This window comes from Corynebacterium neomassiliense, from assembly GCF_900626215.1.
Taxonomy (GTDB): Bacteria; Actinomycetota; Actinomycetes; order Mycobacteriales; family Mycobacteriaceae; genus Corynebacterium; species Corynebacterium neomassiliense.
The window spans coordinates 1934411-1959304 of the sequence record NZ_LR131106.1; the positions used below are offsets into that span (position 1 = coordinate 1934411).

Consider the following 24894-nt stretch of genomic DNA (forward strand, 5'->3'; position numbering starts at 1 on the left):
ACTACCTGTTACATCACAAGTTACTGCTATACAGTGGTGAACAGCGTTAGGTGTGTATAAGATTCAGGTATGAGTTTTGCTGAATGAGTAATAAAACTAGTTTTTTTCATGAATGACGCGTCCCCACACGAGCTATCATCTTTCCTATCCGTCGGCAGCGTCAGATTTTTATAAGAGACAGGATCATCATCTACCAGGGAGCCCCGGGCAGTTTCCTCGGCATTTCCCTGCACTCCGCATACCAGGAGATCTGCCTCGACAGAGACGCCTCGGTCCGGCTGCTGCCCGCAGGGTCCACGGACTCCTGCCACCGCTTCAGCACCGCCGATCTCACACCGGCAGCCAGGGGAACCCTGGACACCCTCCCCCGTGACTCCTACCAGTCGATCCAGGACCAGCTGCGCCGACTGTCCGCCCAGACCCTGCCGGTCTGCGTCACCCGGAACTCCGACGAGTCCGACGGAGACCCAGCAGACCTGACAACCCCTGGTGTCTCCTGCCGGGAGGTGAACTGACGTGCCCCGCCGCGGAAAGACCACCGCCGACGCGACCGCACCGGCCGGCAGGACCGAACGGTTCGCCCACCTGCGCCCCCTCGAGTTCGGACTGCTGATCTTCTCGGCACTGATCCTCGGTACCGCCGTCGTCGCACTGCAGCTGTCACAGTCCGATGCCGCCACCCGTGCCGGGGGGGACGCGACCGGCCTGACCTCCGAGGTCTTCCCCGTCATCGGCGGATACATCGCCGTGTTCGGGGTCGCCCACGTCGTGATGTGCCTGAAGGCCCCGGACGCCGACCAGCTCATGCTCCCCATCGCCGCCCTGCTCAACGCCCTCGGACTGGTGATGATCTACCGGATCGACCTGGCGGCGGAAACGTCCCGGGCCAATTCCCAGATCATGTGGACAGTCGTGGGGGTGGCGATATTCTGCGCCGTCATCGTCTTCATGCGCTCCCACCACAACCTGCAGAACTACGCCTACCTGCTGGGCCTGGGAGGACTGTTCCTCTCCGCCCTCCCGATCGTGTGGCCCACCTCGATCAACGCGGACGCCCGGGTGTGGATCAGTGTCGGACCGTTCTCCATCCAGCCCGGAGAGTTCGCGAAGATCATGCTGCTCATCTTCTTCGCCGCACTCCTGGTCAACAAGCGCACCCTGTTCACCGTCGCCGGGCGCAGGGTGCTGGGGCTGCAGTTCCCCCGGCTCCGCGACCTGGGCCCGATCCTCCTCGTCTGGGGCCTCGCCATCCTCATCTGCGTGTTCCAGAACGACTTCGGCCCCGCCCTGCTGCTCTTCGGCACCGTCCTCGGCATGCTCTACATCGCCACCGGCCGGTCCTCCTGGCTGGTTCTCGGACTGGGCCTGGCGGTCATCGGCGGATGGGGTGTCTTCCAGATCTCGGACAAGATCCGTGACCGCTTCACGAACTTCCTCGACCCCCTCGCCACCTACGACGACGGAACGGGCTACCAGCTGTCCCAGGCACTGTTCGGACTCAGCTTCGGAGGGATCACCGGCACCGGTATCGGCCAGGGCTACCCGCAGCTCGTCCCCGTGGCATACGCCGATTTCATCCTCTCCTCGATCGGCGAGGAACTCGGCTTCATCGGACTCGCCGCCGTCCTCGTCCTCTTCGCGGTCCTGGTCACCCGTGGCATGGTCACCGCGCTGAGGGCACCGGACTCCTTCGGCAAACTGGTCGCCGCAGGCCTCGCCCTGACCATGGCGATCCAGGTCTTCGTGGTCACCGGCGGTGTCTCCAAACTCCTGCCGATGACCGGCCTGACCACACCTTTCATGTCCCACGGCGGGTCCAGCCTTCTGGCGAACTACCTGCTGCTGGCTATCCTTCTGAAAATCTCCCACGATTCCCGGACCCGGGAAAAGGCGGCGCCTGCCACCTCTCCCGCCGACAGTGATCCGGCGAACCCGTCGACCAGTACAGGAGTGGCACAGTGAACAGGGCCATCCGCAATGTCGCAGTCTTCGTCTTCGTCCTCATCGGTGTCCTGCTGGTCAACCTGACTTGGATCCAGGGATTCCAGACGGACACCTACGCGGAGAATCCGCGCAACGCCCGCCAGTACTTCGAGACCAAGTCTGTCCCCCGCGGCCAGATCACCGCCGGCGGACAGGTTCTCGCCCAGTCCACCCCCGACGAGGACGGCTACTACCGACGCACGTACCCGACAACCCCCGCCGCCTACGGTGCCGTCATCGGCTACCTGTCCGACCGTTACGGCGCGGCGGGTATCGAACAGTCACAGAACTCCATCCTCGACGGCACCGACGAGTCCCTCCTGTCCAGCCAGGTGTGGGACACTCTCACCGGCAAGGAGAAGAGGGGCGCGAACATCGAGCTCACCCTCAGCCCCGGCGTCCAGCAGACCGCCTACAACGCCCTGTCGAACGCCGGCTACTCCGGGTCAGTTGTCGCGATCCGTCCCTCCACCGGGGAGATCCTGGGCATGGCGTCCACCCCCACCTTCAATCCCTCGGACATCGCCTCCGACGACACGGACGCCGCAGACGCCGCATTCCAGGCACTGCAGAACGACCCGGACTCACCCCTGCTCAACCGCGCGGTCCAGCAGACCCAGCCCCCGGGGTCGACCTTCAAGCTGATCACCACGGCCACGGCCCTCCAGGCCGGCGACAACGCCGACACCTCCGTCACCGGGGCCCCGCAGATCACCCTGCCTGACGGCACGACCACCCTGGAGAACTACGGCGGCTCCTCCTGCGGTGCAGCCACCGTCACCCTGCGCACCGCCTTCGAGAAGTCCTGCAACACCGCATTTGTCGACCTCTCGCAGCGTCACGGCACCGACGCGTTCAAGAACACCGCCGCCGCCTTCGGTGTCGGCGACGAGGAGGCCGACAGCCACCTCGGGCTGCCGGTGCAGTCCTCCTCTGTCGGGGAGATCCCGGACGCCTCCGCCCTGGCACAGTCCGCCATCGGGCAGCGTGACGTGGCCCTGACACCACTGCAGAACGCGGTCATCGCCGCGACCATCGCCAACGGCGGCACCCGCATGGAACCGCACCTGATCAAGCAGGTCACCGGTGCCGACCTCAGCCCGCTGGAGACGACGAAGCCGAAGGAGGTCACCCGTGCGATCTCCTCGGACATCGCCTCACAGCTCACCGACCTTATGAAGGACGCCGAAGTGTACGCCGGCGGCACCGGCGGCCTCGCATCGAAGACAGGTACCGCCGAGCACGGGGTGGATTCCCGGAACTCCAGCCCCCACGCCTGGTATGTCGCCTTCGCACCGCAGGGTGATGTCGCCGTCGCAGTCCTCGTCGAGAACGGCGGCGACCGTGGACAGGCCGCCACCGGTGGTTCTGTGGCGGCACCGATCGGGCGCGCCGTCATCCAGGCGGCCCTCCAGGAGGCGCAGTGATGAGCGACGACACCGCAGTTTTCCCCGCCGGCGGCGGCCCCGACCCCGTCAGGGAGGACGCCCGCCGTATGCAGCGCGTCCTCGACACCCACTACGGCCACCGCTACCGGGTCGACCGCATCATCGGCAGGGGCGGCATGTCCACCGTCTGGCTCGCCGCCGACGGGCCTGACCACGATGTCGCCGTCAAGGTCCTCAAACCGGAACTGACCGACGACGCCGAGTTCCGTGCCCGCTTCCGTGCGGAAGCGGAGGCGGCCGAGACCGTGCACTCTCCCCATGTCGTCGAAACCTACGACTACGGGGAGGTACCCGATGTCGACGGCACCGGGGTGACCTACTGCTTCATCGTCATGGAGTACGTCCAGGGCGAGTCCCTCGCCGACATCCTCTCCCGGGAGAAGACTCTGCCGGAGATCATGGCCCTGGACCTCATCGCCCAGGCCGCGACGGGGCTCCAGGCGATCCACGACCGTGGGCTGGTCCACCGTGACATCAAACCCGGCAACCTCATGATCACCGCCGACGGTGTCGTGAAAGTCACCGACTTCGGGATCGCGAAGGCCGCCTCCGCGGTGCCGCTGACCCGTACCGGCATGGTCGTGGGAACGGCGCAGTACGTCTCCCCCGAGCAGGCCCAGGGTCACAACGTGGGCCCCAGCAGTGACGTGTACTCCCTGGGGGTCGTCGGCTACGAGATCCTCGCCGGCCGCCGGCCCTTCTCCGGGGACTCCACCGTCTCGGTCGCACTGAAGCACATCAGCACTCCCGCGCCGGAGATCCCCGGAGAGGTGTCCCCGGCAGTTCGTCAGCTCATCGGTATCTGCCTGCGCAAGGACCCCACGGCGCGCTACGCCGACGGTGGGGAACTCGCCGCGGCCACCCTCCGTGTCCGCGCGGGGAACATGCCCCCCGCTCCTGCCGCACTGGCCCGGACACAGGTCGTCCCTGCACCGGGCCCGGGTGGACCGGGTGCTGTTGCTGACGCCGCGCACACCCGTCTCGCCCGGGTCACCGATCCGACGAACATGGGCCCGGCACCCCGCTCAGGAGGTCCCGCCCCTGCCCGGCCCACCGGCCGGAAGAACCCTCCCCCCGGAGCCGCCGTGCGTGCACCGGGGCGGAGCACAGGTCGACCGGCCCGGAAGAAGTCCGGGGCAGGGTGGATCTGGTTCGCTGTCCTCGCCGGCGTCGCCGCCGTCGGGGTGCTCGTCTGGGCATTCACCTCAGGTCTGGGAGGCTCAGGCGGGAAAGCGCCCTCGACCACCACGGTTCTTCCTCCGGCTCCGGTGGAGACCTATGACAGCGGGACGGAGCAGACACCGGAGGTCATCCCGGAGGACACCCCCGGTGAGACGGTCGTCCCGGTCCCGCCGGATGACGGCGGCACGACCGGGACGCCTATCGAGACGGATGTGACCCCGCCGACGGAAACCGGGACCCCCGGTGGTGACGGGGGCGACGGAGGGACCACCGGAGGTGGTGAACCCGGCGGTGAGACCGGCGGAGGCACCGGAGGAAACGAACCCGGCGGGTACACCGGAGGCGGCCAGACCGGCGGCACCGGTGGAGGTACCGGCGGACAGACAGGTGGCCAGACCGGAGGAGGCACCGGTGGCGGCGCCGGTGGAGGTACCGGCGGGCAGACAGGCGGAGGCACCGGAGGAGGCACCGGAGGCAACAGTGCTCTGCCGGTACCGGGGACGACCTCGACGACAGGGGAGTCGGCGACTGTCACCGGCGCCGCCTGACCGTGGCGCGGACCGGGAGGGATCCCGGCTCCGGGGACAGCCCCGGTGGGGTACTGTCCCGGTGGCCGGGTTCCACCGGTGGACAGCCGACCAGCAGTGGGAAGCAGGACTGAGCAGTAGGACCTTGTGCCGGACCCCGGTAAGGTCTCATCGTGGAAAACCCTGACCGGGCAGAACCGACAGGAGAAGGGAGACGGATCGTGGACCTGACCAACGCCGTACTCGGCGGCAGGTACCGTCTCGGTGCCGTCATCGGCACCGGCGGTATGTCGGACGTCTACGCCGCCACCGATGAACTCCTCGGTCGCGACGTCGCCGTGAAAATGATGCGGGCGGATCTCGCCCGGGACGACACCTTCCTCGAGCGCTTCCGGCGCGAGGCGAAGAATGCCGCGAAACTGAACCACCATGCGATCGTGGCGGTGTACGACACGGGCCAGACCGATCCCGGTTCCGGGTCCGTCCCCTACATCGTCATGGAGCGTGTGCACGGTTCGACCCTGCGGGAGATTCTGCGGGACTCGGGCCCGCTCCCCCTGCCGGAGGCGGGCCGGATCATGGCCGAGGTCTGCCGTGCCCTGTCCTTCTCCCACGAGGCCGGGATCATCCACCGGGATGTGAAACCGGCGAACATCATGATCACGAACACGGGCGCCGTGAAGGTGATGGACTTCGGTATTGCCCGGGCACTGTCCGATTCCACGTCGGCGATGACGCAGACTTCGGCGGTCATCGGCACCGCCCAGTACCTTTCCCCGGAGCAGGCGCGGGGCCGTTCCGCGGACGCCCGCTCAGACCTCTACGCCGCGGGCTGCGTCCTCTACGAGATCACCACCGGGCGTCCCCCGTTCTCCGGGGAATCCCCGTTCTCGGTGGCGTTCCAGCATGTGCAGGACGCCCCGACTCCCCCCTCTTCACTGCCCGGTATGCATCTCGACGCCAGGCAGTCACTGGCACTCGACTCGGTCACGCTGACCGCCATGGCGAAGGACCCCTCGGACCGTTACGATTCCGCCGCGGAGATGGCCGACGATCTGCAGGCCCTGGCGGAGAACCGTATGCCCCTGGCCGCCGTGAACTACGAGGACGCCGAGGTGTCCGGTGACGGAACCGGCCCTGGTGGTGCACGGGCCGCGGGGGCCGCCGCGGCCGGTCTCGCCGGTGGCGTCGCGGGCGCCCACGACGCCGCCTCCCGGCGGCGTGACCGGCGCACCGGGGAGCCTGCACCCCAGAATGCGCCCCAGAATGCGCCCCAGACTCACTCTGAGCCTGCGACCACGGTTTTCGGGGCGCCGGACACCCGGGCCGCCTCCACCCGCAGGGAGTCGGCGACGGTTCCGGCGGGCGGGGCGTCCTCCCCTGGTCCGGGGGAGGACCGGAGGCACTCCCGGCGCCGTCGTGGCGCTGTCACTGCCGTGGTCACTGTTGTGGCGCTGGCGTTACTGGGTGTCGGAGGTGTCGTCGGCTACAACGCCCTGCAGTCCACTGACCCGCTGGAGACCCCGGCGACACAGGTCACCGTCCCGGACGTGAAGGGGATGTCCCAGTCTGACGCCGTCAACCTTCTCGAGGACGCCGGTTTCGACGTCGATGTCACCGAGGTCCCGGACGCCGACATCGAACGCGGTCTCGCGGTCCGCACGGATCCTGTCGCCGCATCCTCGGTGCCGCAGGGATCGAAGATCACGGTGGTGATCTCCAGCGGCAAGGAGATCACCGAGGTCCCCGACCTCACCGGCATGACGACGGTCAGAGCCCAGCAGGCGCTGGCCGATGTCGGTCTGAAGCTGCGCTCCGAGGTTTCGGAGCAGTCCAGCGACACCGTCAGGGCAGGTCAGATAATCAGCCAGTCACCGGGGCAGGGTTCCCAGGTCTCGAAGGGCACCGAGGTCGCCATCACGGTGTCCACCGGGACCGAGGACGTAAGGGTGCCCACCGTGTCCGGTCAGGACCTCGAGACCGCGCGGGCGAATCTCGAGGGAGCCGGCTTCGCCGTCTCCGTGGAGATGGTCGATTCAGCAGAGCCTGAGAACAAGGTCCTCGCCGCGGAGAATGAGGGGACACAGCAGCCCAAGGGCTCCACCGTCACGTTGACTGTCTCCCGGGGCAACCAGTTCCTCATGCCGGATCTGAGCGGTCAGACCATCGACGCCGTGACCGGTGAGCTCCGAGACGCCGGATGGACCGGCAGCGGCGTGCGCCGGGAGGACGTGCGCACACTCGACCCCCTGGCCATCGACAAGATCGTCGGACAGTCCCCCACCGCCGGAACTCTGGTTTCCAAGGACGCCACGGTCACGGTGCGCGTCAATGTGCTCGGGCTCCCCACCACGCCCGGATTCTGACACCGGCACGTGCAGGCCCGTGCAGGCCCGGACCCGGTGCAGCGCCGGCGCGCCTGCACAGCGCCCCTGTCAGCTCGCTCCGAGCACGATCATCCAGATCGCGATGTGGTGCAGACCCGCCGCGACGATGGTCCCGGCGTGGAACATCTCGTGGAAGCCGAACCACTTTTCGCTGATGTTCGGCCACTTCAGGGCGTAGCACAGGGCACCGGCGCTGTAGATGAAGCCGCCGACGAGGATCAGCACCAGTTCAGTGGTCGACAGTCCTGCGGTGAGCATGTCCATACCGAACACCGCGACCCACCCCAGGCCCAGGTACACCGCGACCGACAGCCACCGCGGGTGGTCGATCCAGAAAATGTTCATTGCCACGGCGACCAGGGCCAGCGACCAGCACACTATGAAGATCGGGGCTTTGTCACCCGGAGCGTCCGCACCTATGAACACCGGACCGTAGGTGCCGGCGATGAACACGGCGATCATGGAGTGGTCCGCCCTGCGCCATCCCTGCACCGAACTCTCACTTCTCAGCGGGAAGCGGTGGTAGGTCGCAGACACCGCCAGCATGCCGGCAAGGCAGAGGGAGTACACCACTGTCGCGACGGAGAGGTCGGTGTCTCCTCTGCCGGTCAGTGCGACAACGCTGAGGCCGGTGCCGGTACCGAGGAAGTACCAGAATGCAAAAAGATGGAGGTACCCGCGCAGGGCGGGGCGGGGGCCGCGGTTGAAAACAGGCCTTTTGGCTGCCATGGAAAACACTTTCGTAAGACGTGGTCGGGTCGTTCAGCTGCAATCAGGGGAATCCGGTCATCCGTCATCCGGAGCGGGGTTGGCGGCGGACGGCACCGTGGAGCGGTGCAGGCACTGCCGGTGTGCCGACGGCCACCACCAGATCCGGGTTCCGGGGCGACGGGCCGGTGACCAACGGGAACCTGGGACCGGGATCAGATGTTGAAACCAATGCCAATGCGCTTCTCGGCGTCCTCCCACAGCCAGGAGCCGAATTCCGGGGACAGGGAAGACTCCGGCGGAGTGGTCCGGACCGGCTGGCCTGCAAAGCCGCCCAAGCCGTCCGGACCGAAGAAGGTACCGGAGGCTGCATCGGGGTCGACCGCGGCGCGGACCACGGGCCACGCGCCCCGGTCCTTGCCCTGTGGCATGGGCAGCGGGTTTCGGAACCGGGCGGGGTGGTCGTTGATCCCGGGGACCCGGGGCGTGAACTTGTCCGAGGCCCAACCGGGGTGTGCGAGCAGTGAGGCGCGGCTGTCTCCGGCCAGTCGGAGGCGTCTGTCGAGCTCGAAGGCGAAACCGTGGACGGCGTGCTTGGAGAAGCCGTAGGCCCGGGCCGGCTTGTACTCACGCTCGGAGTAGAGGTCGTCGGCCTCAAGCTTCGTTGATTTGGCCGACAGACTGCCGAGACCGACCACCCTGCCGCCTGGACTGATGCCGGGAAACAGCAGGGCGGTCAGCATGAAGTGACCCAGGAAGTTGGTCCCGACCACCAGTTCCTGGCCGTCTGAGGTGAGCTGGCGTTCCTTCCCGGGGGCGGTGACACCGGCATTGTTCACCAGGACGTCGACCGGCCCCAGTTCAGCGATCCTGCCGGCTGCTGCGCGGACTGAATCCGCTGACGACAGATCCAGAGCGACGAAGTCCAGGTCGGAAGCTCCGGTCCGTTGTTCCACGGCGTTGATCGCGGCCCGGGCCCTGTCTTCGGAGCGGGAGGCGATGATCACGTGCGCACCTGCCGAGGCAAGCTGCTCTACCTCGAAGTATCCGATTCCGGCGTTACCGCCGGTGATCACGATGGTGCGACCCTCCTGGGAGGGGAGCTCAAGGGGATTCCATGAATCGGCCATACCAGCACTCCTTGGGTTGACGCGCAACATCGGTCGACGCCGTGTACGCCAGCTCCGACGAAGAGGTCTGTTCTCTCTGACTCGATACTACGGGAGCTGGTAATCGCCGTGCACTCCGGTCATCCACGGAAAGCCCTGTGAACTCACTGTCACACAACCGTGCCGAAATGCAGAAACCCGCCCGTCCCCGGGGCCCGGTGGCCCTCGGACCGGTGACGGAGCAGGAACACCGGTGCCACCGGGCTTCGGATCCCGGGTTGGTCCGCGATATCCCCGGTGCCGGGCAGCGACCCGTGAACCACCCCGGTGGGGTGGATTGTGGGGTGAATTGTGGGTGAACACCACACACAAAAAAAGAGTGCCGGGAAGGTACCGCACATTACACAGTGCAGTACCGACCCAACACACTCTCAACAACAACAAAGAATGATGCCGGCAGTGACCTACTCTCCCACACCCTCCCAGGTGCAGTACCATCGGCGCAGGCAGGCTTAGCTTCCGGGTTCGGAAAGGGACCGGGCGTGACCCCACCGCTGAAACCACCGACAAACACAACGAAACAACACACGCCACACACCCCCCACAACACACCAAGGGGGCCGGGCACACGGTGCCGTTCCAGACACTGCACAGTGGACGCAAAAACCCTCACAACAACACAACACACGCACACAATCAGAAGTGAAGCACTCGGCCAATTAGTACCGGTCACCTCCAGCGCTCACACACTGTCCAGATCCGGCCTATCAACCCCGTCGTCTACAGGGAACCTCACACGAAACCTCATCTCGAAACAGGCTTCCCGCTTAGATGCTTTCAGCGGTTATCCCTCCCATACGTAGCCAACCAGCCATGCCACGGGCGTGACAACTGGCCCACCAGAGGTATGTCCAACCCGGTCCTCTCGTACTAGGGTCAGCCTTTCTCAAGTTTCAACGCGCGCGGCGGATAGAGACCGAACTGTCTCACGACGTTCTAAACCCAGCTCGCGTGCCGCTTTAATGGGCGAACAGCCCAACCCTTGGGACCAACTCCAGCCCCAGGATGCGACGAGCCGACATCGAGGTGCCAAACCATCCCGTCGATATGGACTCTTGGGGAAGATCAGCCTGTTATCCCCGGGGTACCTTTTATCCGTTGAGCGACACCGCTTCCACAAGCCGGTGCCGGATCACTAGTCCCGACTTTCGTCCCTGCTCGACCTGTCAGTCTCACAGTCAAGCTCCCTTGTGCACTTACACTCAACACCTGATTGCCAACCAGGCTGAGGGAACCTTTGGGCGCCTCCGTTACACTTTGGGAGGCAACCGCCCCAGTTAAACTACCCACCAGGCACTGTCCCTAACCCAGATCATGGGCCGAGGTTCAGACATCCAATACGATCAGAGTGGTATTTCAACAACGACTCCACAACCACTGGCGTGGCCACTTCACAGTCTCCCACCTATCCTACACAAACCGAACCGAACACCAATACCAAGCTATAGTGAAGGTCCCGGGGTCTTTTCGTCCTGCCGCGCGTAACGAGCATCTTTACTCGTACTGCAATTTCGCCGGGCCTGTGGTTGAGACAGCAGGGAAGTCGTTACGCCATTCGTGCAGGTCGGAACTTACCCGACAAGGAATTTCGCTACCTTAGGATGGTTATAGTTACCACCGCCGTTTACTGGGGCTTAAATTCTCCGCTTCGGACAAAAGCCCTAACAGGTCCTCTTAACCTTCCAGCACCGGGCAGGCGTCAGTCCGTATACATCGACTTACCGTCTTCGCACGGACCTGTGTTTTTAGTAAACAGTCGCTTCCCTCTATTCTCTGCGACCCACACCAGCTCCAGAACGCACGGTCCTGCCACCAGCACGGGCCCCCCTTCTCCCGAAGTTACGGGGGCATTTTGCCGAGTTCCTTAACCACAGTTCACCCGATCGCCTCAGTATTCTCTACCTGACCACCTGTGTCGGTTTGGGGTACGGGCCGTACATGCACTCGCTAGAGGCTTTTCTCGACAGCATAGGATCACCGACATCCCCGCAAACGGGTACGCATCACGCCTCACCCACACAAGCCCCGGATTTACCTGGGACTCGGGCCACACGCTTACACCACAATCCACTAAGTGGCTCGGCTACCTTCCTGCGTCACCCCATCACTTGACTACTACCGGCTCAGGTCCCACGCATCCACCACCACACCACGCCAAAGACGTGACCTGACAGCTTCAGGGCAGTTAGTATCACCGATTCACCATGATCGCACACACACGGGTACGGGAATATCAACCCGTTATCCATCGACTACGCCTGTCGGCCTCGCCTTAGGCCCCGACTCACCCTGGGAAGATCAACTTGACCCAGGAACCCTTGGTCATCCGGCGGATGAGTTTCCCACTCATCATTCGCTACTCATGCCTGCATTCTCACTCGCATAGCCTCCAGCACTGGGTCACCCCGCACCTTCACCGGCCACACGACGCTCCCCTACCAACCCCGCACACACGTGCAGAGTTCCGCGGCTTCGGCGGTGTACTTGAGCCCCACTACATTGTCGGCGCAGGACCACTCGACCAGTGAGCTATTACGCACTCTTTCAAGGATGGCTGCTTCTAAGCCAACCTCCTGGCTGTCTTCGCGATCCCACATCCTTTTCCACTTAGTACACCCTTAGGGGCCTTAGCCGGCGATCTGGGCTGTTTCCCTCTCGACCACGAAGCTTATCCCCCGCAGTCTCACTGCCGCGCTCTCACTTACCGGCATTCGGAGTTTGGCTGATGTCGCTAAGATGATAGTCCCGCTAAACCAACCAGTAGCTCTACCTCCGGCAAGAAACACACGACGCTGCACCTAAATGCATTTCGGGGAGAACCAGCTATCACGGAGTTTGATTGGCCTTTCACCCCTACCCACAACTCATCCCCTCAGTTTTCAACCTAAGTGGGTTCGCGCCTCCACGACGTCTTACCGTCGCTTCACACTGGCCATGGGTAGATCACCCCGCTTCGGGTCCAGGACACGCCACTACAACACACTCGTTAGTATTCGCTTTCGCTACGACTACCCCACACGGGTTAACCTCGCGACGTGCCGCTGACTCGCAGGCTCATTCTTCAAAAGGCACGCCATCACCCCGAAAGGCTCTGACGGATTGTAGGCGCACGGTTTCAGGTACTATTTCACTCCCCTCCCGGGGTACTTTTCACCATTCCCTCACGGTACTATCCGCTATCGGTCACAACGGGTATTCAGGCTTACCGGGTGGTCCCGGCAGATTCACAGCAGATTCCACGAGCCCGCTGCTACTCGGGGACACTCGCAACCCGACCACACATGCTTTCACGTACCGGACTCTCACCGTCTACGGCAGGCCATTCCAAACCACTTCCGCTAGCACACGCAACCCGGGCGACCAGCTGTCAGACCAGTCACACAAGACCCCACAACCCCAGCACACGCAACCCCTGACAGGTATCACACGCACACCGGTTTAGCCACCATCCGCTTTCGCTCGCCACTACTCACGGAATCACTATTGTTTTCTTCTCCTACGGGTACTGAGATGTTTCACTTCCCCGCGTAACCTCCACACCGGCTATACATTCACCGGCAGGTGACCGCACACAACCACGGCCGGGTTTCCCCATTCGGACACCCTCGGATCAACGCTCAGTTGACAACTCCCCGAGGCATATCGCAGTCTCCCACGTCCTTCATCGGCCCACTGTACCAAGGCATCCACCGTACGCCCTTCACACACTTCACACACAACTGCGCCGCACAAAACGACACACGCAAAATTGCATCAAAAGAAGATACTCGCGTCCACTATACAGTTCTCAAACAACACCAGGCACCCCACACACCACCCGCAGCACAACACCACGACCAGCACACAAGACACCCGCACCAAGAACACACGACAACGTCGCTGTCCCAGACACCCAACACCATGACAAACCAAACCCGGCCACCACCAACGGCAACCCACAAGCCACACACGACACACACCGGACAATCATCCACCCGGAAAAAACACTCACACGCACCCGAGACCCGGACACGCGGAAACAAACCAAAAAAACTCCTTAGAAAGGAGGTGATCCAGCCGCACCTTCCGGTACGGCTACCTTGTTACGACTTCGTCCCAATCGCCGATCCCACCTTCGACGGCTCCCTAACGAGTTTGGGCCACCGGCTTCGGGTGTTACCAACTTTCATGACGTGACGGGCGGTGTGTACAAGGCCCGGGAACGTATTCACCGCAGCGTTGCTGATCTGCGATTACTAGCGACTCCGACTTCATGGAGTCGAGTTGCAGACTCCAATCCGAACTGAGACCGGCTTTAAGGGATTAGCTCCACCTCACGGCATCGCAACCCACTGTACCGACCATTGTAGCATGTGTGAAGCCCTGGACATAAGGGGCATGATGATTTGACGTCATCCCCACCTTCCTCCGAGTTAACCCCGGCAGTCTCTCGCGAGTCCCCACCATAACGTGCTGGCAACACAAGACAAGGGTTGCGCTCGTTGCGGGACTTAACCCAACATCTCACGACACGAGCTGACGACAACCATGCACCACCTGTACACCGGCCACAAGGGAAACCACATCTCTGCGGCGATCCGGCGTATGTCAAGCCCAGGTAAGGTTCTTCGCGTTGCATCGAATTAATCCACATGCTCCGCCGCTTGTGCGGGCCCCCGTCAATTCCTTTGAGTTTTAGCCTTGCGGCCGTACTCCCCAGGCGGGGCGCTTAATGCGTTAGCTACGGCACAGAAGTCGTGGAAGACCCCCACACCTAGCGCCCACCGTTTACGGCATGGACTACCAGGGTATCTAATCCTGTTCGCTACCCATGCTTTCGCTCCTCAGCGTCAGTTACTGCCCAGAGACCTGCCTTCGCCATCGGTGTTCCTCCTGATATCTGCGCATTTCACCGCTACACCAGGAATTCCAGTCTCCCCTACAGCACTCAAGTTATGCCCGTATCGCCTGCACGCCCGGAGTTAAGCCCCGGAATTTCACAGACGACGCGACAAACCCCCTACGAGCTCTTTACGCCCAGTAATTCCGGACAACGCTCGCACCCTACGTATTACCGCGGCTGCTGGCACGTAGTTAGCCGGTGCTTCTTCTACCACTACCGTCACCCGAAAGCTTCGTCATGGTTGAAAGGAGTTTACAACCCGAAGGCCGTCATCCCCCACGCGGCGTCGCTGCATCAGGCTTGCGCCCATTGTGCAATATTCCCCACTGCTGCCTCCCGTAGGAGTCTGGGCCGTGTCTCAGTCCCAATGTGGCCGTCCACCCTCTCAGGCCGGCTACCCGTCGACGCCTTGGTAGGCCATTACCCCACCAACAAGCTGATAGGCCGCGAGCTCATCCCACACCGAAAAAACTTTCCACCACCGACACTAAACGATGGTCCTATCCGGTATTAGACCCAGTTTCCCAGGCTTATCCCGAAGTGCAGGGCAGATCACCCACGTGTTACTCACCCGTTCGCCACTCGAGTACCCTGCAAGCAGGGCCTTTCCGTTCGACTTGCATGTGTTAAGCACGCCGCCAGCGTTCGTCCTGAGCCAGGATCAAACTCTCCATAAAAGCAACAAACCCTACAAAGAGCCGTCACCGGCACAACAAAAAACTGAACTGCTGACATCCGGCACAAAAACCGGACATCCACGCACAACCCCGGTCGGGGGACCGGGACCGCACGCAGGTCACAAAAACCAACAGACAGAAAACAAAAGATCCATATTTAACAAGCAGTCACCCACTTGCCGGGACCATCCGAACCGTCTGCATCATCTGCGACTTGTAAAAACTTGGTTCATCACACTATTGAGTTCTCAAACAACAACCGCACACCACGAACCACAACCCAGGAAAACAACCCCCAGCCGGCCGCAGCGACCCGACATAATCTACACACCCCACCACACCACCACAAACCCGCAGGTCAGATACCATGGACCGCGCCCTGACAACGCGGCCGGAGACACCCCGGCTCACGCCAGTACGGTGCCGCTGGCCCCCGCAATCACCGCGGCCGATGCCTCCTGCGCTGCCGCATGCCTCTGCTCCAGGCGCCTCAGCTCCCCGTCATCCACCGGGCGTCCCGCCTCCGCCAGCCAGTTGGAGAGGATCCGGTGACCGTGCTCCGTCATGACGGACTCCGGGTGGAACTGCACGGAATGGACCGGAAGGCTCCGGTGCCTCATCGCCATGATCATCCCCGATTCAACCGTCGCGGTGACCTCGAGACTGTCCGGCAAGGTCTCCGGGTCCACGGTCAGCGAGTGGTACCGGGCCACCGTGAACGGTGAAGGTACCCCGGCGAGGACCCCTTCACCGTTGTGGATCACCGGGCTGGTCTTCCCGTGGAACAGTTCATCGGCGCGGACGACCTTTCCCCCGAAGTGCAGTGCGATCGCCTGGTGTCCCAGGCACACTCCGAACAGCGGCGTCCTGTGCTCTTCCGCCCATGCGATGACGTCCAGCATCCTTCCCGCCGCAGCCGGCTCCCCCGGTCCCGGAGAGAGCAGGATCGCGTCGAACCGGTCAAGTGCGGCGTCCAGTCCCGCCACCCCGTTGTCCGGGTCACCGAGCTCTACGGCGTCATTCCGCCAGACCGTGCACTGTTCACCGAGTTCACCGATGTACTGCACCAGGTTGTAGACGAAGCTGTCGTAGTTGTCGATGACGAGGATGTGCATGCGTTCATTCTATCTTCACCGGGGTCGCGGGGCCTTCCGGGCACGGGGACGGGACCTGTGTCCTGATCGTCGCTCCGGCTGCTACCCTGGGGGCGTCCCAGAAGCAGTACCCGTGAAGACAGCGAGAGTGTCCCATGCCCAAGTCCAGGATCTCCACCACCCCTGAAGGTTCCGGTGCACCGTCAGCCGACCACCGGACCCCGGTAAAGCTCAACGCCACCGGTACTTCGCGTCTCTACATCGTCGTCATGCTCGGGCTCATGGTCCTCGGGCTGCTGTGGATCGTCGTCAACTACATCGCCGGCAGTGAGATCCCGCTGATGCGTGACCTCAACGCCTGGAACTACCTGATCGGCTTCGGACTTCTCATCGTCGGTCTTCTGATGACCATGGGGTGGAAGTAGTACCCCGCTTTCTCCGTCCCGTCTTCCGTGCCAGGAGTACCAGGGCGATGACGCCACCGGCAGCCAGTCCGCCCAGATGACCGGCGAGGGAGACCCCCGGAGAAGTCACCGTGTACGCGAGATTCACCGCGATGAGCACCAACGGGGCCCGCACATCCTGGCCACGCGACACTGCCAGGCCCACCAGCATCGCGAACATCCCGTAGCCGACGGTGGATGCTCCTCCCACTGCCTGATCCGGGCTGAAACACAGCGCGGCCAGACTCCCCCCGACGGCGCACAGCAGGACGGACACCGCCGTCACCGCAGCCCCGTAGGCTTTCTCGAGCTCCCTGCCGACAAGAGCCACGAGCAGCATGTTGAGCAGGAGGTGCGTGATGCTCATGTGGACCAGCGCACTGGTCGCCAGCCTCCACCACTGGTGCTCCCCGGTGATCTCGGGAGCGACAACCATGAGCGCCCAGGCGGCACCACTGCCTGCACCGGGGACTCCGACCGGATCGCCGAGGCTGCGTGACTGCAGGACCTCAACGCAGAAAACCGCCGCACAGGCGAGCACGAACGTGGCGCACACCGGGGCGTCCCGGAGGTATCTGCGCAGGTGGTCCATGTCGTCGTGGGGCGGTGGTCGTGAGGTCGACGGGCGCGGTAGGCCCCGGCGGCAGATGTCCCTGACCGCCGGTGGAGCCCTGTTCCGTCGCTCCGCCGGACCTGTCTACTCGGTGATCTCGACGGACTCGATGACGACGTCATCGACCGGGCGGTCCGTACGGTCCGTCGCAACCCGTCCCAGGGAGGCGACGACCTTCTGGGAATCCTTGTCCGTGACCTCACCGAAGATGGTGTGGTGGTTGTTGAGGTGCGGGGTGGGGGTCACCGTGATGAAGAACTGGGAACCGTTGGTTCCGGGGCCGGCGTTCGCCATGGCGAGCAGGAACGGCCTGTCGAACTGGAGCTCGGGGTGGAACTCGTCCTCGAAGCGGTATCCGGGGCCACCTCGGCCGGTGCCTGTGGGGTCGCCGCCCTGGATCATGAAACCGTCGATGATCCGGTGGAACACGGCACCGTCGTAGAACGGACCTTCGGTGGTCCCGGAGGCGTTGGGCTGGTTGTAGGGGGCCTTTTCCTTGTCACCGGTGGCCAGGCCGATGAAGTTCTCCACGGTCTTCGGTGCGTGGTTGCCGAAAAGGTCGATGCTGATGTCGCCGAGGTTCGTGTGCAGAACCGCGGTCGCAGTCTTCTGGGCGCTCATGGGTCCAAGGGTACAGAAACGCGCGCGGTGCGTGTCATCCGGGCGACAGGTGCACCACTGTGACCGTATCCCGCCACCCTGGACCGCTGAAGTGTTTATGATCGGAGGTTAAACGCCCAATACAGACTGCACGCCAGATGCGAAGGAGTACCGGGCCATGGCCCTCAACACCGCACGAATCGCCCTGCTCGCCGCCCAGCGCGGCCGGGCATGGAACAAGGCCAGGAAACAACGCGATGAATCTGCACGGCACCAGGAGCTCGAAGTTCTGCGCCGTCAGCTGACATCCCCGGAGGAGCGCGAGAAGTTCTTCGCCGACGCCCCCGGTCACACGCGTGCCGTCGTCCGTCAGATTCTCTCCGAGGAGGAGGCTGCGGCCACCGACGAGAAGATCGCGGAGGACGCCAAGGTGGCGAAACTCACCGCCCGTGCCGAAAAGGCCCGGAAGAAGGCGGAGAAACTGGCCGCAAAGGCGGAGAAAAAGTCGAACAAGGCCGGGAAGGCCCAGGCGAAAGCCGAGAAGAAGGAGAAGAAAGTGGCCAAGAAAGCTGCAAAGATCGCTGTAGGGTCCGCACTGGCGCTCAAGGCCGACGAGGCCCGTAAGGCTGGTAAGGACGAAGCCGGAAAGCTCTCCCGCCGGGCCAAGAAGCAGGCGTCCTCGGCCGCGGATACTCTGCGGTCCACCGCCTCGGATCTCCGCGAGGCCGGATCGAACATCATCGACACCGTGGTCGAGGAGGCTCCCAAGGTCGCCGCAACCGCCGAGAAGCAGACGAGACGGGCCCGGAAGGCTGCGGAGAAGACCGCACGGAAACTCGCCAAGCAGTCGAAGAAGAATGCCGCGACAGCCGAGAAGCAGCTGAAGAAGTCCACCTCGGAGATCGAGAAGTCCGCGAAGAAGAAGGCGGACAAGGTCAAAGCGAAGACCCTGAAGAAGGCGGACAAGTCCGGTGGCAGGAAGCGCGGACTGCTCCGGTCTGTGGTGGTCGTCGCAGCGGTCGCGGCGGCCGTGGCAGTTGTCGCGGCGAAGTTCCGCAGGCAGGAGTCCCCTGCGCCCACGTCCACTCCCCGCAACAACCCCGCCCCCACCCCTGCAGCAGGGACGTCCGGCACCGGTGAGCAGGATGCCGCCAAGGACGTCGCCGAGGGTGTCAAGGACGCCGCCAAGGACGCCGGAAACACCGTCAAGGACGCCGCGGCTGAGGTGAAGGACACCGTCAAGGACGCCGCCAAGGACGCCGGAGACACCGTCAAGGATGCGGCCGAGGACGTCAGGGACGCCGCGGCGGACGCGAAGGAGACGGCAGAGGACACCGTCAAGGACACGGCGCAGAAGCAGGACGCCTCTGCCCCGAAGGCACCTGCGGCACCTGCTGCTCCCAACGCCCCCAAGGCCCCCACCGCCCCCAAGGCCCCGGGAGCTCCTGAGGCGTCAGACAGCGACAGTGCGGACGGCGACGACGACAGCGGTAAGCACCGGCTCTGACAGCCGGAAACGGACGACACCGCAGGCAGCAGTCAGACCAGCTGCCGGTCCGGAGGTCCTCCGGTCAGGGGGCCGGGTGTGAGGCCGCGGTCCGGGCGTGCACGGCACCCGCGGCGTCCTGACTGTCCCCGTCCTGCCCCACCTTTCCGCCCGTATCCCCCGCCGTCACCCGCTGGTGGTGCTGGGACCAGGTCACTCCTGCCGACGCACAGATCACGAGCACTATGGTGACCACCCTGTACCCGGTGAGCTCCTGCCCCAGAAGCAGCATTCCCGCCGCCGCGGCGAACGCCGGCTCCAGACTGACGAGGATGCTGAACACCGCACCGGAGATGCGCCGCAGCGCGACGAGTTCCAGAGTGTAGGGCAGGACCGAGGCAAGCAGTGACGTGACAGCCGCGAACCAGAGAAGTCCCGGCTGCTGCACCAGCCCGCCGTCGCCTCCGGAGACGCCGACGAAGGCCCCTGCGGCACCCACCGGGGCGAGCATGACCGCGCCGAGGAACATGGCCACCGCCAGTCCCCCGGTGCCGGGGATGGACTGGCCGACCCGTGCCGAGTAGATGATGTAACCGACCCAGAACACTCCCGCGACCAGGGCGTAGACCACCCCCACCGGGTCGAGGTCGGCGCCCCCGGCGAAGGACTCGGCACCGAGCACGGCCATACCGACGGCCGCGAGTCCGACCCACACCAGATCCCCACGGTTCCGTGATGTCACCGCGGAGTAGACCAACGGTCCGGTGAACTCCAGTGCAACCGCCGCGGACAGGGGGATCAGGCCGATGGCCGCATAGTAGAAGCCGTTCATGAGCGCCATGGTGGCCGCGAAGAGGACGACCGACCTCCACTGGCCCGCCTTCCAGGCCCGCACGGCCGGCCGAGAGACGACGAGCAGGACCAGTCCGCCGATACCGAGGCGGAGCAGGGTGACCCCCCAGGTCCCGAGGTCGTCGAAGAGGTGCACCGCCGTGGCCGCCCCGAACTGGAGTGAGGCACAGGATCCCAGGATGCACAGCACGGGGAAGGCGGTGGATGAGGAAGATGTCACGGAGACAGTGGAGCGGTTCGACACCCAGGTATTGTGCACCGCCGACGAACGGGTGGTCCAGCTCAGGTATTCGGCCGATAATGGTGAATTATGTTGAACGTTCACCGTCTGACGATCCTCCGTGAGCTTGCCCGGCGCGGCACCCTCGCCGAAGTGGCACGGGTGCTCAACTACTCCCCCTCCGCGGTGTCCCACCAGCTGGCCCGGCTGGAGAAAGAGGCGGGCGTCCCCCTGCTTGAACCGGTGGGCCGCGGGGTGAAACTGACTGACGCCGCCCGTCTGCTCGTGGCACGTACCGACGAGGTGCTCACGGTGCTGGACCGGGCGGAGGCGGAACTGGCGGCGTCCTCCCCCCGGGTGTCGGGGACCCTGCGGGTCACGGCGTTCCACTCGGCGTTGGCGTCGATCCTGCCCACGGCACTCACCCTGGTCAGGGCCAGACACCCTGAACTGCAGGTGGAGGTGTTCCACCGCGAGATCGGCCCCGCATTCGACGGACTGGCCGCACACCTCTACGACCTGGTCATCGGTGACCAGTGGCCGGACGAACCCGACCCGGTACGCCCCGGGATGGAACGTCAGGAACTGTTCACCGACCCGCTGCTCCTGGTCACCCCGTCAGACTGGCCCGGTCCCGAACCGCTCTCCACCCTGGCGGAGGCACCCTGGGCGATCGACCCGGAGTACCTTCCCGGGGGTCGGTGGGTGCGGCGGATGCTGGGGCACGCCGGTATCGTGCCGAAGGTCCTCTGTGACACCGACGATCCGCTTCTCCAGGCCCACCTGGTGCGCACCGGACACGCGGTGGCGGTCATCCCCTCACTCCTGGTCGGGACATTCCTCGACCAGACCCGGGCCCAGGCGCTGCCGGGATCCCCGGCGCGACTGCTCTACACTGCGGTGCGCGAGGGACAGACAGGGCACCCTGCGGTGCGGGCGTTCAGGGCGGCGCTGGCGTCAGCGGCACGGAGGGAATCCCCGGAGATCTGAGCAGGATCTGATCAGGATCTGTACACCGTACAGGGCCGGCCTCCCGCAGCGGCCCGTGGACGCCCCGCGCCGGAGAAGTTCAGGCGTACCCGAGGAAGTCCCGTGGGCCGACACCGTGCGCCCGGCGGAAGACATGGCTGAAAGACGCGCTCCCCGAGTACCCCAGATGGTGCGCCACCGCAGCCACCGGTACCCCGGACAACAGGAGTCGCCGTGCCGCGACCATGCGGAGATGCCCGGCCCACCGCCTCACCCGGGGGATGCCGAAGACGTCGAGTGCCTCGCGCAGTTCCTCCACGGAGCATCCGGCGATCTCCGCCCATTCCTGTGCGGTGAGATTGCGGGTCGGGTCGCGGCGGAAGTCGTCGAGAAGTCGCTCCAGCACCCGCGACTCCCGGAGTCCGGAATCATCGCCCCCCGCTGCGCTTCCCTGCCTGCCCTGCTCCCCGCCCTGCTCGGAGGGACCGGGTTCCTCCGAGAGAAAGGCGTAGAACCAGCCGTCGACCGTGTCGGTCCTCTCCGCCGCGAGAGGATCGTACTCCCTGCCGATGACGCCCAGCAGCCGGTCCCTGTCCGGCCTGCCCGGGACGGGCACCGGTCGGCGGATCCCGTGGACTCTCCCGGCACGTGCCCCGACAGGCAGCACCATCCCACCGGGATCGGTGGTGAGGTGGTTCGGGACACCCGCAGGCAACCAGACCAGTCGCCCCTCCTCCACGTCCACGGTGGTCTCACCGACAGTGGCCCGGCAGTTTCCGCGGAACGCCCACACGAGCACGTGCAGTCTGTTCGTGCGTGGCCAGGTCGATCTCACGGTCGCACGGGTCTCCCCCGGTGGCCGTGGACCGTCTTCCGGTGGATCCGCACGACAGGAGCGGGCAGGGGTTGTCCCGGCCACTGTGCGGAAGAGCCTGCACAGGGAGGACGCCGAGGACAGCCCCACCTGGTGGGCGGCGGACTCCAGGGTGCTCCCCGGTTCCCGGAGGTACTCTGCGGCGACAGAGATCCGCAGCCTGGATCGCCAGGCGCCGACGGTCAGTGACGTGTCCTCCCGGAATCGACGGTTGAGCGTCGACGGTGACAGGAAGACCGCGGAGGCGAGTTCCGCGACTCCGGCAGGCGCAGCGGGATCCTCCACCATGATCCGGGCGGCCGCCCGGGCGGCGGGGTCCAGCGGCAGTGGCGGCCGGTGCAGAACGGGCACGGCCGCCGGCCGGGGTGTTCTCCCGGCGCGAAGGTAGCTGAGGCTTTCGGCGAACTGTCCGATCAGGGCGTCCTCCCAGTCCGCGGGAACCGTCCCGGTGGAGACCGGGGCCTCCCTGTCGAAGGGCAGGGGGTCCTCCGTCCGCGAACGGTAGCCGAGGGCGACGGTGCCCTGCTGTCTACGGACACTGACCCGGACGCCCTTGTCCAGGACGGTCGCCCGGCCGGCCCCGAGCTGGATGGTGCGGAGCTGACCTGAACTGGGCTGACCCGAACTGGGCTGGTCCGGCCGTCCGGGACCGTCGCTCACCCGGCAGCTGATGTGGAGGGTACCGCTGAGGACCCACCACACCTGGCAGTGGCGAAGTTCAACTTCCTGACGAATACCGTCAACATCTGTCACGGTCAACACCGTACACTCAGCGCGGTGAAGTGAGCTGAGGCTCAGCTGTCTGAGGTTCCCCTGGAGGATGCAATGAAACTATCCGGCGGCATCGCCCGCACCATGTCCGCAGTCACCGCACTGGCCTGCGCAGTGACCCTCGCGGCCTGCTCCGGCGACACGGACAACCCCGACAGCTCCGGCAGTTCCGGGGACAACGGTGGCGGGGACAACGGCACCGTCGCAGTCGCCCACGCCTACGGCACCACCGACGTCCCCACCAACCCGGACCGGGTGCTGAGCTTCAGCCAGAACTGGACGGACGCCTTCGCCGAACTCGGCTCCCCCGTCGACGTCCAGGTGGTCAACAGCACCGCGAAAGAAGGGGCCCCCTGGTCCCCGGACGCCGCGGGCGAGACAGTTGACGTCACCGCCACCTCCGCCGACCTGATCACCACAATGGGCATGGAGGCCATCGCGCAGAAAGACCCCGACGTGATCTTCGCCGGCTACGTGCCCGACCGGGAAACCTATGACGCACTCAACGCCGTAGCGCCCACCGTAGCCACCGTCGGGGACGGGAAGATCGACGACTGGCGGAAAGTCACCACCACAGCCGGAGACATCCTCGGTGAGAAAGACAAGGCGTCCGAACTGGTCTCCTCCGTCGACGCCGACATGGACGCCACAAAGAACAGCTACCCCGCACTGCAGGGTTCGACCTTCGCCTACGCCGCCTACCGGGCCCAGGCCTTCTCGGTCATCACCTCCCCACAGGACGCCGCCAACGTCTTCTTCACCGACCTCGGAATGGTCTCCACCGCCGACCAGCTGTCCGGCACAGAAACGGCCCGGGGAGTGTCCGTGTCCGCGGAGAACCTCGACACCCTCGACGTTGACCTGCTGGCACTGTGGCTCACCGGCGACAAGCCCGAGACTCTCGCCGGCTGGGCCGATCTCAGGGCCGTGAAGCGCGGATCCGTCGCAGAACTCGACACCGCCGCGGCCACTGCACTGGCCGGACCGACGGTCCGCAGCATCCCCTGGATCCTCGACCAGCTCGACCCGTACTTCGCCGCACTGCAGAACGGAGCCGGAAATGAATGACACCCCCGACGCCACGACAGTGAACGCACTGCTCAACAGTGACCGGCACCGGGCCGGGCTCAACGACCTCACCTTCGAGGTCACCTCCGTGACCCGGCGGTACCCGTGGCTCGCACGGGTCAGCGGCAGGATCCCGGGCATGGCGGACACCGACCCGGCCGACTGGTCCCACCCCAATCTCGCGGTACGCCTCGCCGTCCCCGACGCCGACGACGCCCTCGGCCCCCTCATCGGACAGGCCGGGATATGCCGCCGGGTGTACACCCTGGCCAACGTGGACACGGCGTCCTCCACGGCCGACATCGACATCGTGGTCCACGGCTCGACCTCCCCGATGATGCGGTGGCTGACCGGACTGACCCCCGGGGACACGGTGGACTTCTCCGGCCCCCGGCCACACCCCGCCCCCACAGGACAGGACGCCGTGGACCCGGCCGGCCGGATCCACCTCCTCGCCGACGGCTCCGCCTACCCCGCAGCCTCAGCCATCGCACGGTCCGTACCCGGGATCGCCACAGTGGTTCTCGCACTGCCGGACCGGGACTCGCAGACCGCGACCTACTCCGCGGACTTCCCGGGGGCACAGATCATCTTCGCCGGAGAATCCGACACCCCCCTGGCAGATGCCCTGGCGGACCTCGACACCCCCGCCACAGACACCGTGTGGGCCGCCGGTGAGCGCGAGGACATTCGTGCCGTCCGCGCCCTCAGTCTGAAAGAGCGGAAACTTCCCAGGTCACAGGTGCAGGTCTTCGGGTACTGGCGTCGCGGGAAAACCGGGACGGACACCGACCTCGCACGGCTGCAGGGTGTCGCCCGGATGCAGGCCGAAGGCCGGGAACTCACCGCCGACGACGACTTCGAGATCGAGATCTGACCGGATCCGTCCGGCTCACCGGAAGTACTGCCGGTGACGGCGGGCAGCCCGGGGACCGCGCTCC

The 24894-nt window shown here is 65.0% G+C and carries 16 protein-coding genes and 3 rRNA genes; 9 read left to right on the forward strand and 10 right to left on the reverse strand.

Annotated elements, in window-relative coordinates:
- The first annotated feature begins 585 nt into the window (after window positions 1-585).
- The 4 genes from E0E18_RS08535 to E0E18_RS08555 all read left to right on the forward strand — a co-directional run bounded on the left by E0E18_RS08535 (window position 586) and on the right by E0E18_RS08555 (window position 7506).
- Window positions 586-1962, forward strand: coding sequence for an FtsW/RodA/SpoVE family cell cycle protein (locus E0E18_RS08535; protein WP_066586268.1), 1377 nt, complete (start codon window positions 586-588; stop codon window positions 1960-1962).
- Window positions 1959-3410: a peptidoglycan D,D-transpeptidase FtsI family protein gene (locus E0E18_RS08540; protein WP_066585566.1), complete on the forward strand. Its 1452-nt coding sequence runs from the start codon at window positions 1959-1961 to the stop codon at window positions 3408-3410. Before E0E18_RS08535 ends, E0E18_RS08540 begins: the two co-directional genes overlap by 4 nt.
- Window positions 3410-5161 carry a serine/threonine-protein kinase gene (locus tag E0E18_RS08545; RefSeq protein ID WP_237559702.1) on the forward strand — a complete coding sequence of 584 codons (1752 nt, stop codon included), beginning with the start codon at window positions 3410-3412 and terminating at the stop codon, window positions 5159-5161. The genes E0E18_RS08540 and E0E18_RS08545 overlap by 1 nt, the downstream gene beginning before the upstream one ends.
- A 200-nt stretch (window positions 5162-5361) precedes the next feature.
- The gene (locus E0E18_RS08555) at window positions 5362-7506 is read left to right on the forward strand and encodes a PASTA domain-containing protein (RefSeq protein WP_419866062.1); all 2145 of its coding nucleotides are present in this window, start codon (window positions 5362-5364) and stop codon (window positions 7504-7506) included.
- A 69-nt stretch (window positions 7507-7575) separates the two neighbouring features.
- Here the strand turns inward: E0E18_RS08555 and trhA are convergent, their stop codons facing one another.
- The 6 genes from trhA to E0E18_RS08585 form a co-directional block, all read right to left on the reverse strand.
- Complete coding sequence (gene trhA, locus E0E18_RS08560) at window positions 7576-8256, reverse strand: PAQR family membrane homeostasis protein TrhA (protein WP_202616710.1); 681 nt, start codon at window positions 8254-8256, stop codon at window positions 7576-7578.
- 194 nt (window positions 8257-8450) lie between these two features.
- A complete protein-coding gene (locus E0E18_RS08565) occupies window positions 8451-9365 on the reverse strand; it encodes an SDR family NAD(P)-dependent oxidoreductase (protein ID WP_161972260.1) in 915 nt (304 codons plus the stop codon).
- Window positions 9366-9795: 430 nt separating this feature from the next.
- Window positions 9796-9912 (reverse strand): 5S ribosomal RNA (rrf, locus tag E0E18_RS08570).
- Between the two features lie 131 nt (window positions 9913-10043).
- Window positions 10044-13118 (reverse strand): 23S ribosomal RNA (locus tag E0E18_RS08575).
- A 326-nt stretch (window positions 13119-13444) separates the two neighbouring features.
- Window positions 13445-14963, reverse strand: a 16S ribosomal RNA gene (locus E0E18_RS08580).
- The 16S, 23S and 5S rRNA genes sit together here, the layout of an rRNA operon.
- Before the next feature lie 407 nt (window positions 14964-15370).
- Entirely contained in the window at window positions 15371-16078 is a 708-nt protein-coding gene (locus E0E18_RS08585) for an aminodeoxychorismate/anthranilate synthase component II (protein WP_130840271.1), read from the reverse strand.
- Between the two features lie 134 nt (window positions 16079-16212).
- Here E0E18_RS08585 and crgA point away from each other — a divergent pair, with 134 nt between their 5' ends.
- Window positions 16213-16482 (forward strand): cell division protein CrgA, encoded by a 270-nt coding sequence (gene crgA / locus E0E18_RS08590; RefSeq protein WP_066587431.1) that lies wholly within the window; start codon window positions 16213-16215, stop codon window positions 16480-16482.
- On the opposite strand, the gene E0E18_RS08595 is transcribed toward crgA, so the two are convergent.
- A complete protein-coding gene (locus E0E18_RS08595) occupies window positions 16445-17092 on the reverse strand; it encodes a rhomboid family intramembrane serine protease (protein WP_130840272.1) in 648 nt (215 codons plus the stop codon). The genes crgA and E0E18_RS08595 overlap by 38 nt on opposite strands.
- Before the next feature lie 105 nt (window positions 17093-17197).
- A complete protein-coding gene (locus E0E18_RS08600) occupies window positions 17198-17734 on the reverse strand; it encodes a peptidylprolyl isomerase (RefSeq protein WP_066587424.1) in 537 nt (178 codons plus the stop codon).
- A gap of 157 nt (window positions 17735-17891) precedes the next feature.
- On the opposite strand from E0E18_RS08600, the gene E0E18_RS08605 reads away from it, so the two are divergent.
- Entirely contained in the window at window positions 17892-19220 is a 1329-nt protein-coding gene (locus E0E18_RS08605) for a hypothetical protein (protein WP_130840274.1), read from the forward strand.
- 64 nt (window positions 19221-19284) lie between these two features.
- Here the strand turns inward: E0E18_RS08605 and E0E18_RS08610 are convergent, their stop codons facing one another.
- Window positions 19285-20271 carry an EamA family transporter gene (locus E0E18_RS08610; protein WP_237559703.1) on the reverse strand — a complete coding sequence of 329 codons (987 nt, stop codon included), beginning with the start codon at window positions 20269-20271 and terminating at the stop codon, window positions 19285-19287.
- A 90-nt stretch (window positions 20272-20361) separates the two neighbouring features.
- Here E0E18_RS08610 and E0E18_RS08615 point away from each other — a divergent pair, with 90 nt between their 5' ends.
- Window positions 20362-21261, forward strand: a complete 900-nt coding sequence (locus E0E18_RS08615; RefSeq protein ID WP_130840276.1) for a LysR family transcriptional regulator — start codon at window positions 20362-20364, stop codon at window positions 21259-21261.
- Window positions 21262-21340: 79 nt separating this feature from the next.
- Here E0E18_RS08615 and E0E18_RS08620 read toward each other — a convergent pair whose 3' ends face one another.
- Window positions 21341-22867, reverse strand: a complete 1527-nt coding sequence (locus tag E0E18_RS08620; RefSeq protein WP_130840278.1) for a helix-turn-helix domain-containing protein — start codon at window positions 22865-22867, stop codon at window positions 21341-21343.
- Between the two features lie 72 nt (window positions 22868-22939).
- Here E0E18_RS08620 and E0E18_RS08625 point away from each other — a divergent pair, with 72 nt between their 5' ends.
- On the forward strand, window positions 22940-23953 hold the full coding sequence (locus E0E18_RS08625) for an ABC transporter substrate-binding protein (protein ID WP_066587409.1): 1014 nt from the start codon (window positions 22940-22942) through the stop codon (window positions 23951-23953).
- Window positions 23946-24830 (forward strand): siderophore-interacting protein, encoded by an 885-nt coding sequence (locus E0E18_RS08630; protein WP_130840281.1) that lies wholly within the window; start codon window positions 23946-23948, stop codon window positions 24828-24830. Before E0E18_RS08625 ends, E0E18_RS08630 begins: the two co-directional genes overlap by 8 nt.
- The last annotated feature ends 64 nt before the right edge of the window (window positions 24831-24894 follow it).

Bases quoted from the DNA above. Each gene is read 5' to 3' on its own strand.
- E0E18_RS08595 (WP_130840272.1), bottom strand. From the start codon at position 17,092: ATGGACCACCTGCGCAGATACCTCCGGGACGCCCCGGTGTGCGCCACG.
- E0E18_RS08600 (WP_066587424.1), bottom strand. From the start codon at position 17,734: ATGAGCGCCCAGAAGACTGCGACCGCGGTTCTGCACACGAACCTCGGC.
- E0E18_RS08565 (WP_161972260.1), bottom strand. From the start codon at position 9,365: ATGGCCGATTCATGGAATCCCCTTGAGCTCCCCTCCCAGGAGGGTCGC.
- E0E18_RS08605 (WP_130840274.1), top strand. From the start codon at position 17,892: ATGGCCCTCAACACCGCACGAATCGCCCTGCTCGCCGCCCAGCGCGGC.
- trhA (WP_202616710.1), bottom strand. From the start codon at position 8,256: ATGGCAGCCAAAAGGCCTGTTTTCAACCGCGGCCCCCGCCCCGCCCTG.
- E0E18_RS08625 (WP_066587409.1), top strand. From the start codon at position 22,940: ATGAAACTATCCGGCGGCATCGCCCGCACCATGTCCGCAGTCACCGCA.
- E0E18_RS08615 (WP_130840276.1), top strand. From the start codon at position 20,362: ATGTTGAACGTTCACCGTCTGACGATCCTCCGTGAGCTTGCCCGGCGC.
- crgA (WP_066587431.1), top strand. From the start codon at position 16,213: ATGCCCAAGTCCAGGATCTCCACCACCCCTGAAGGTTCCGGTGCACCG.
- E0E18_RS08630 (WP_130840281.1), top strand. From the start codon at position 23,946: ATGAATGACACCCCCGACGCCACGACAGTGAACGCACTGCTCAACAGT.
- E0E18_RS08585 (WP_130840271.1), bottom strand. From the start codon at position 16,078: ATGCACATCCTCGTCATCGACAACTACGACAGCTTCGTCTACAACCTG.
- E0E18_RS08545 (WP_237559702.1), top strand. From the start codon at position 3,410: ATGAGCGACGACACCGCAGTTTTCCCCGCCGGCGGCGGCCCCGACCCC.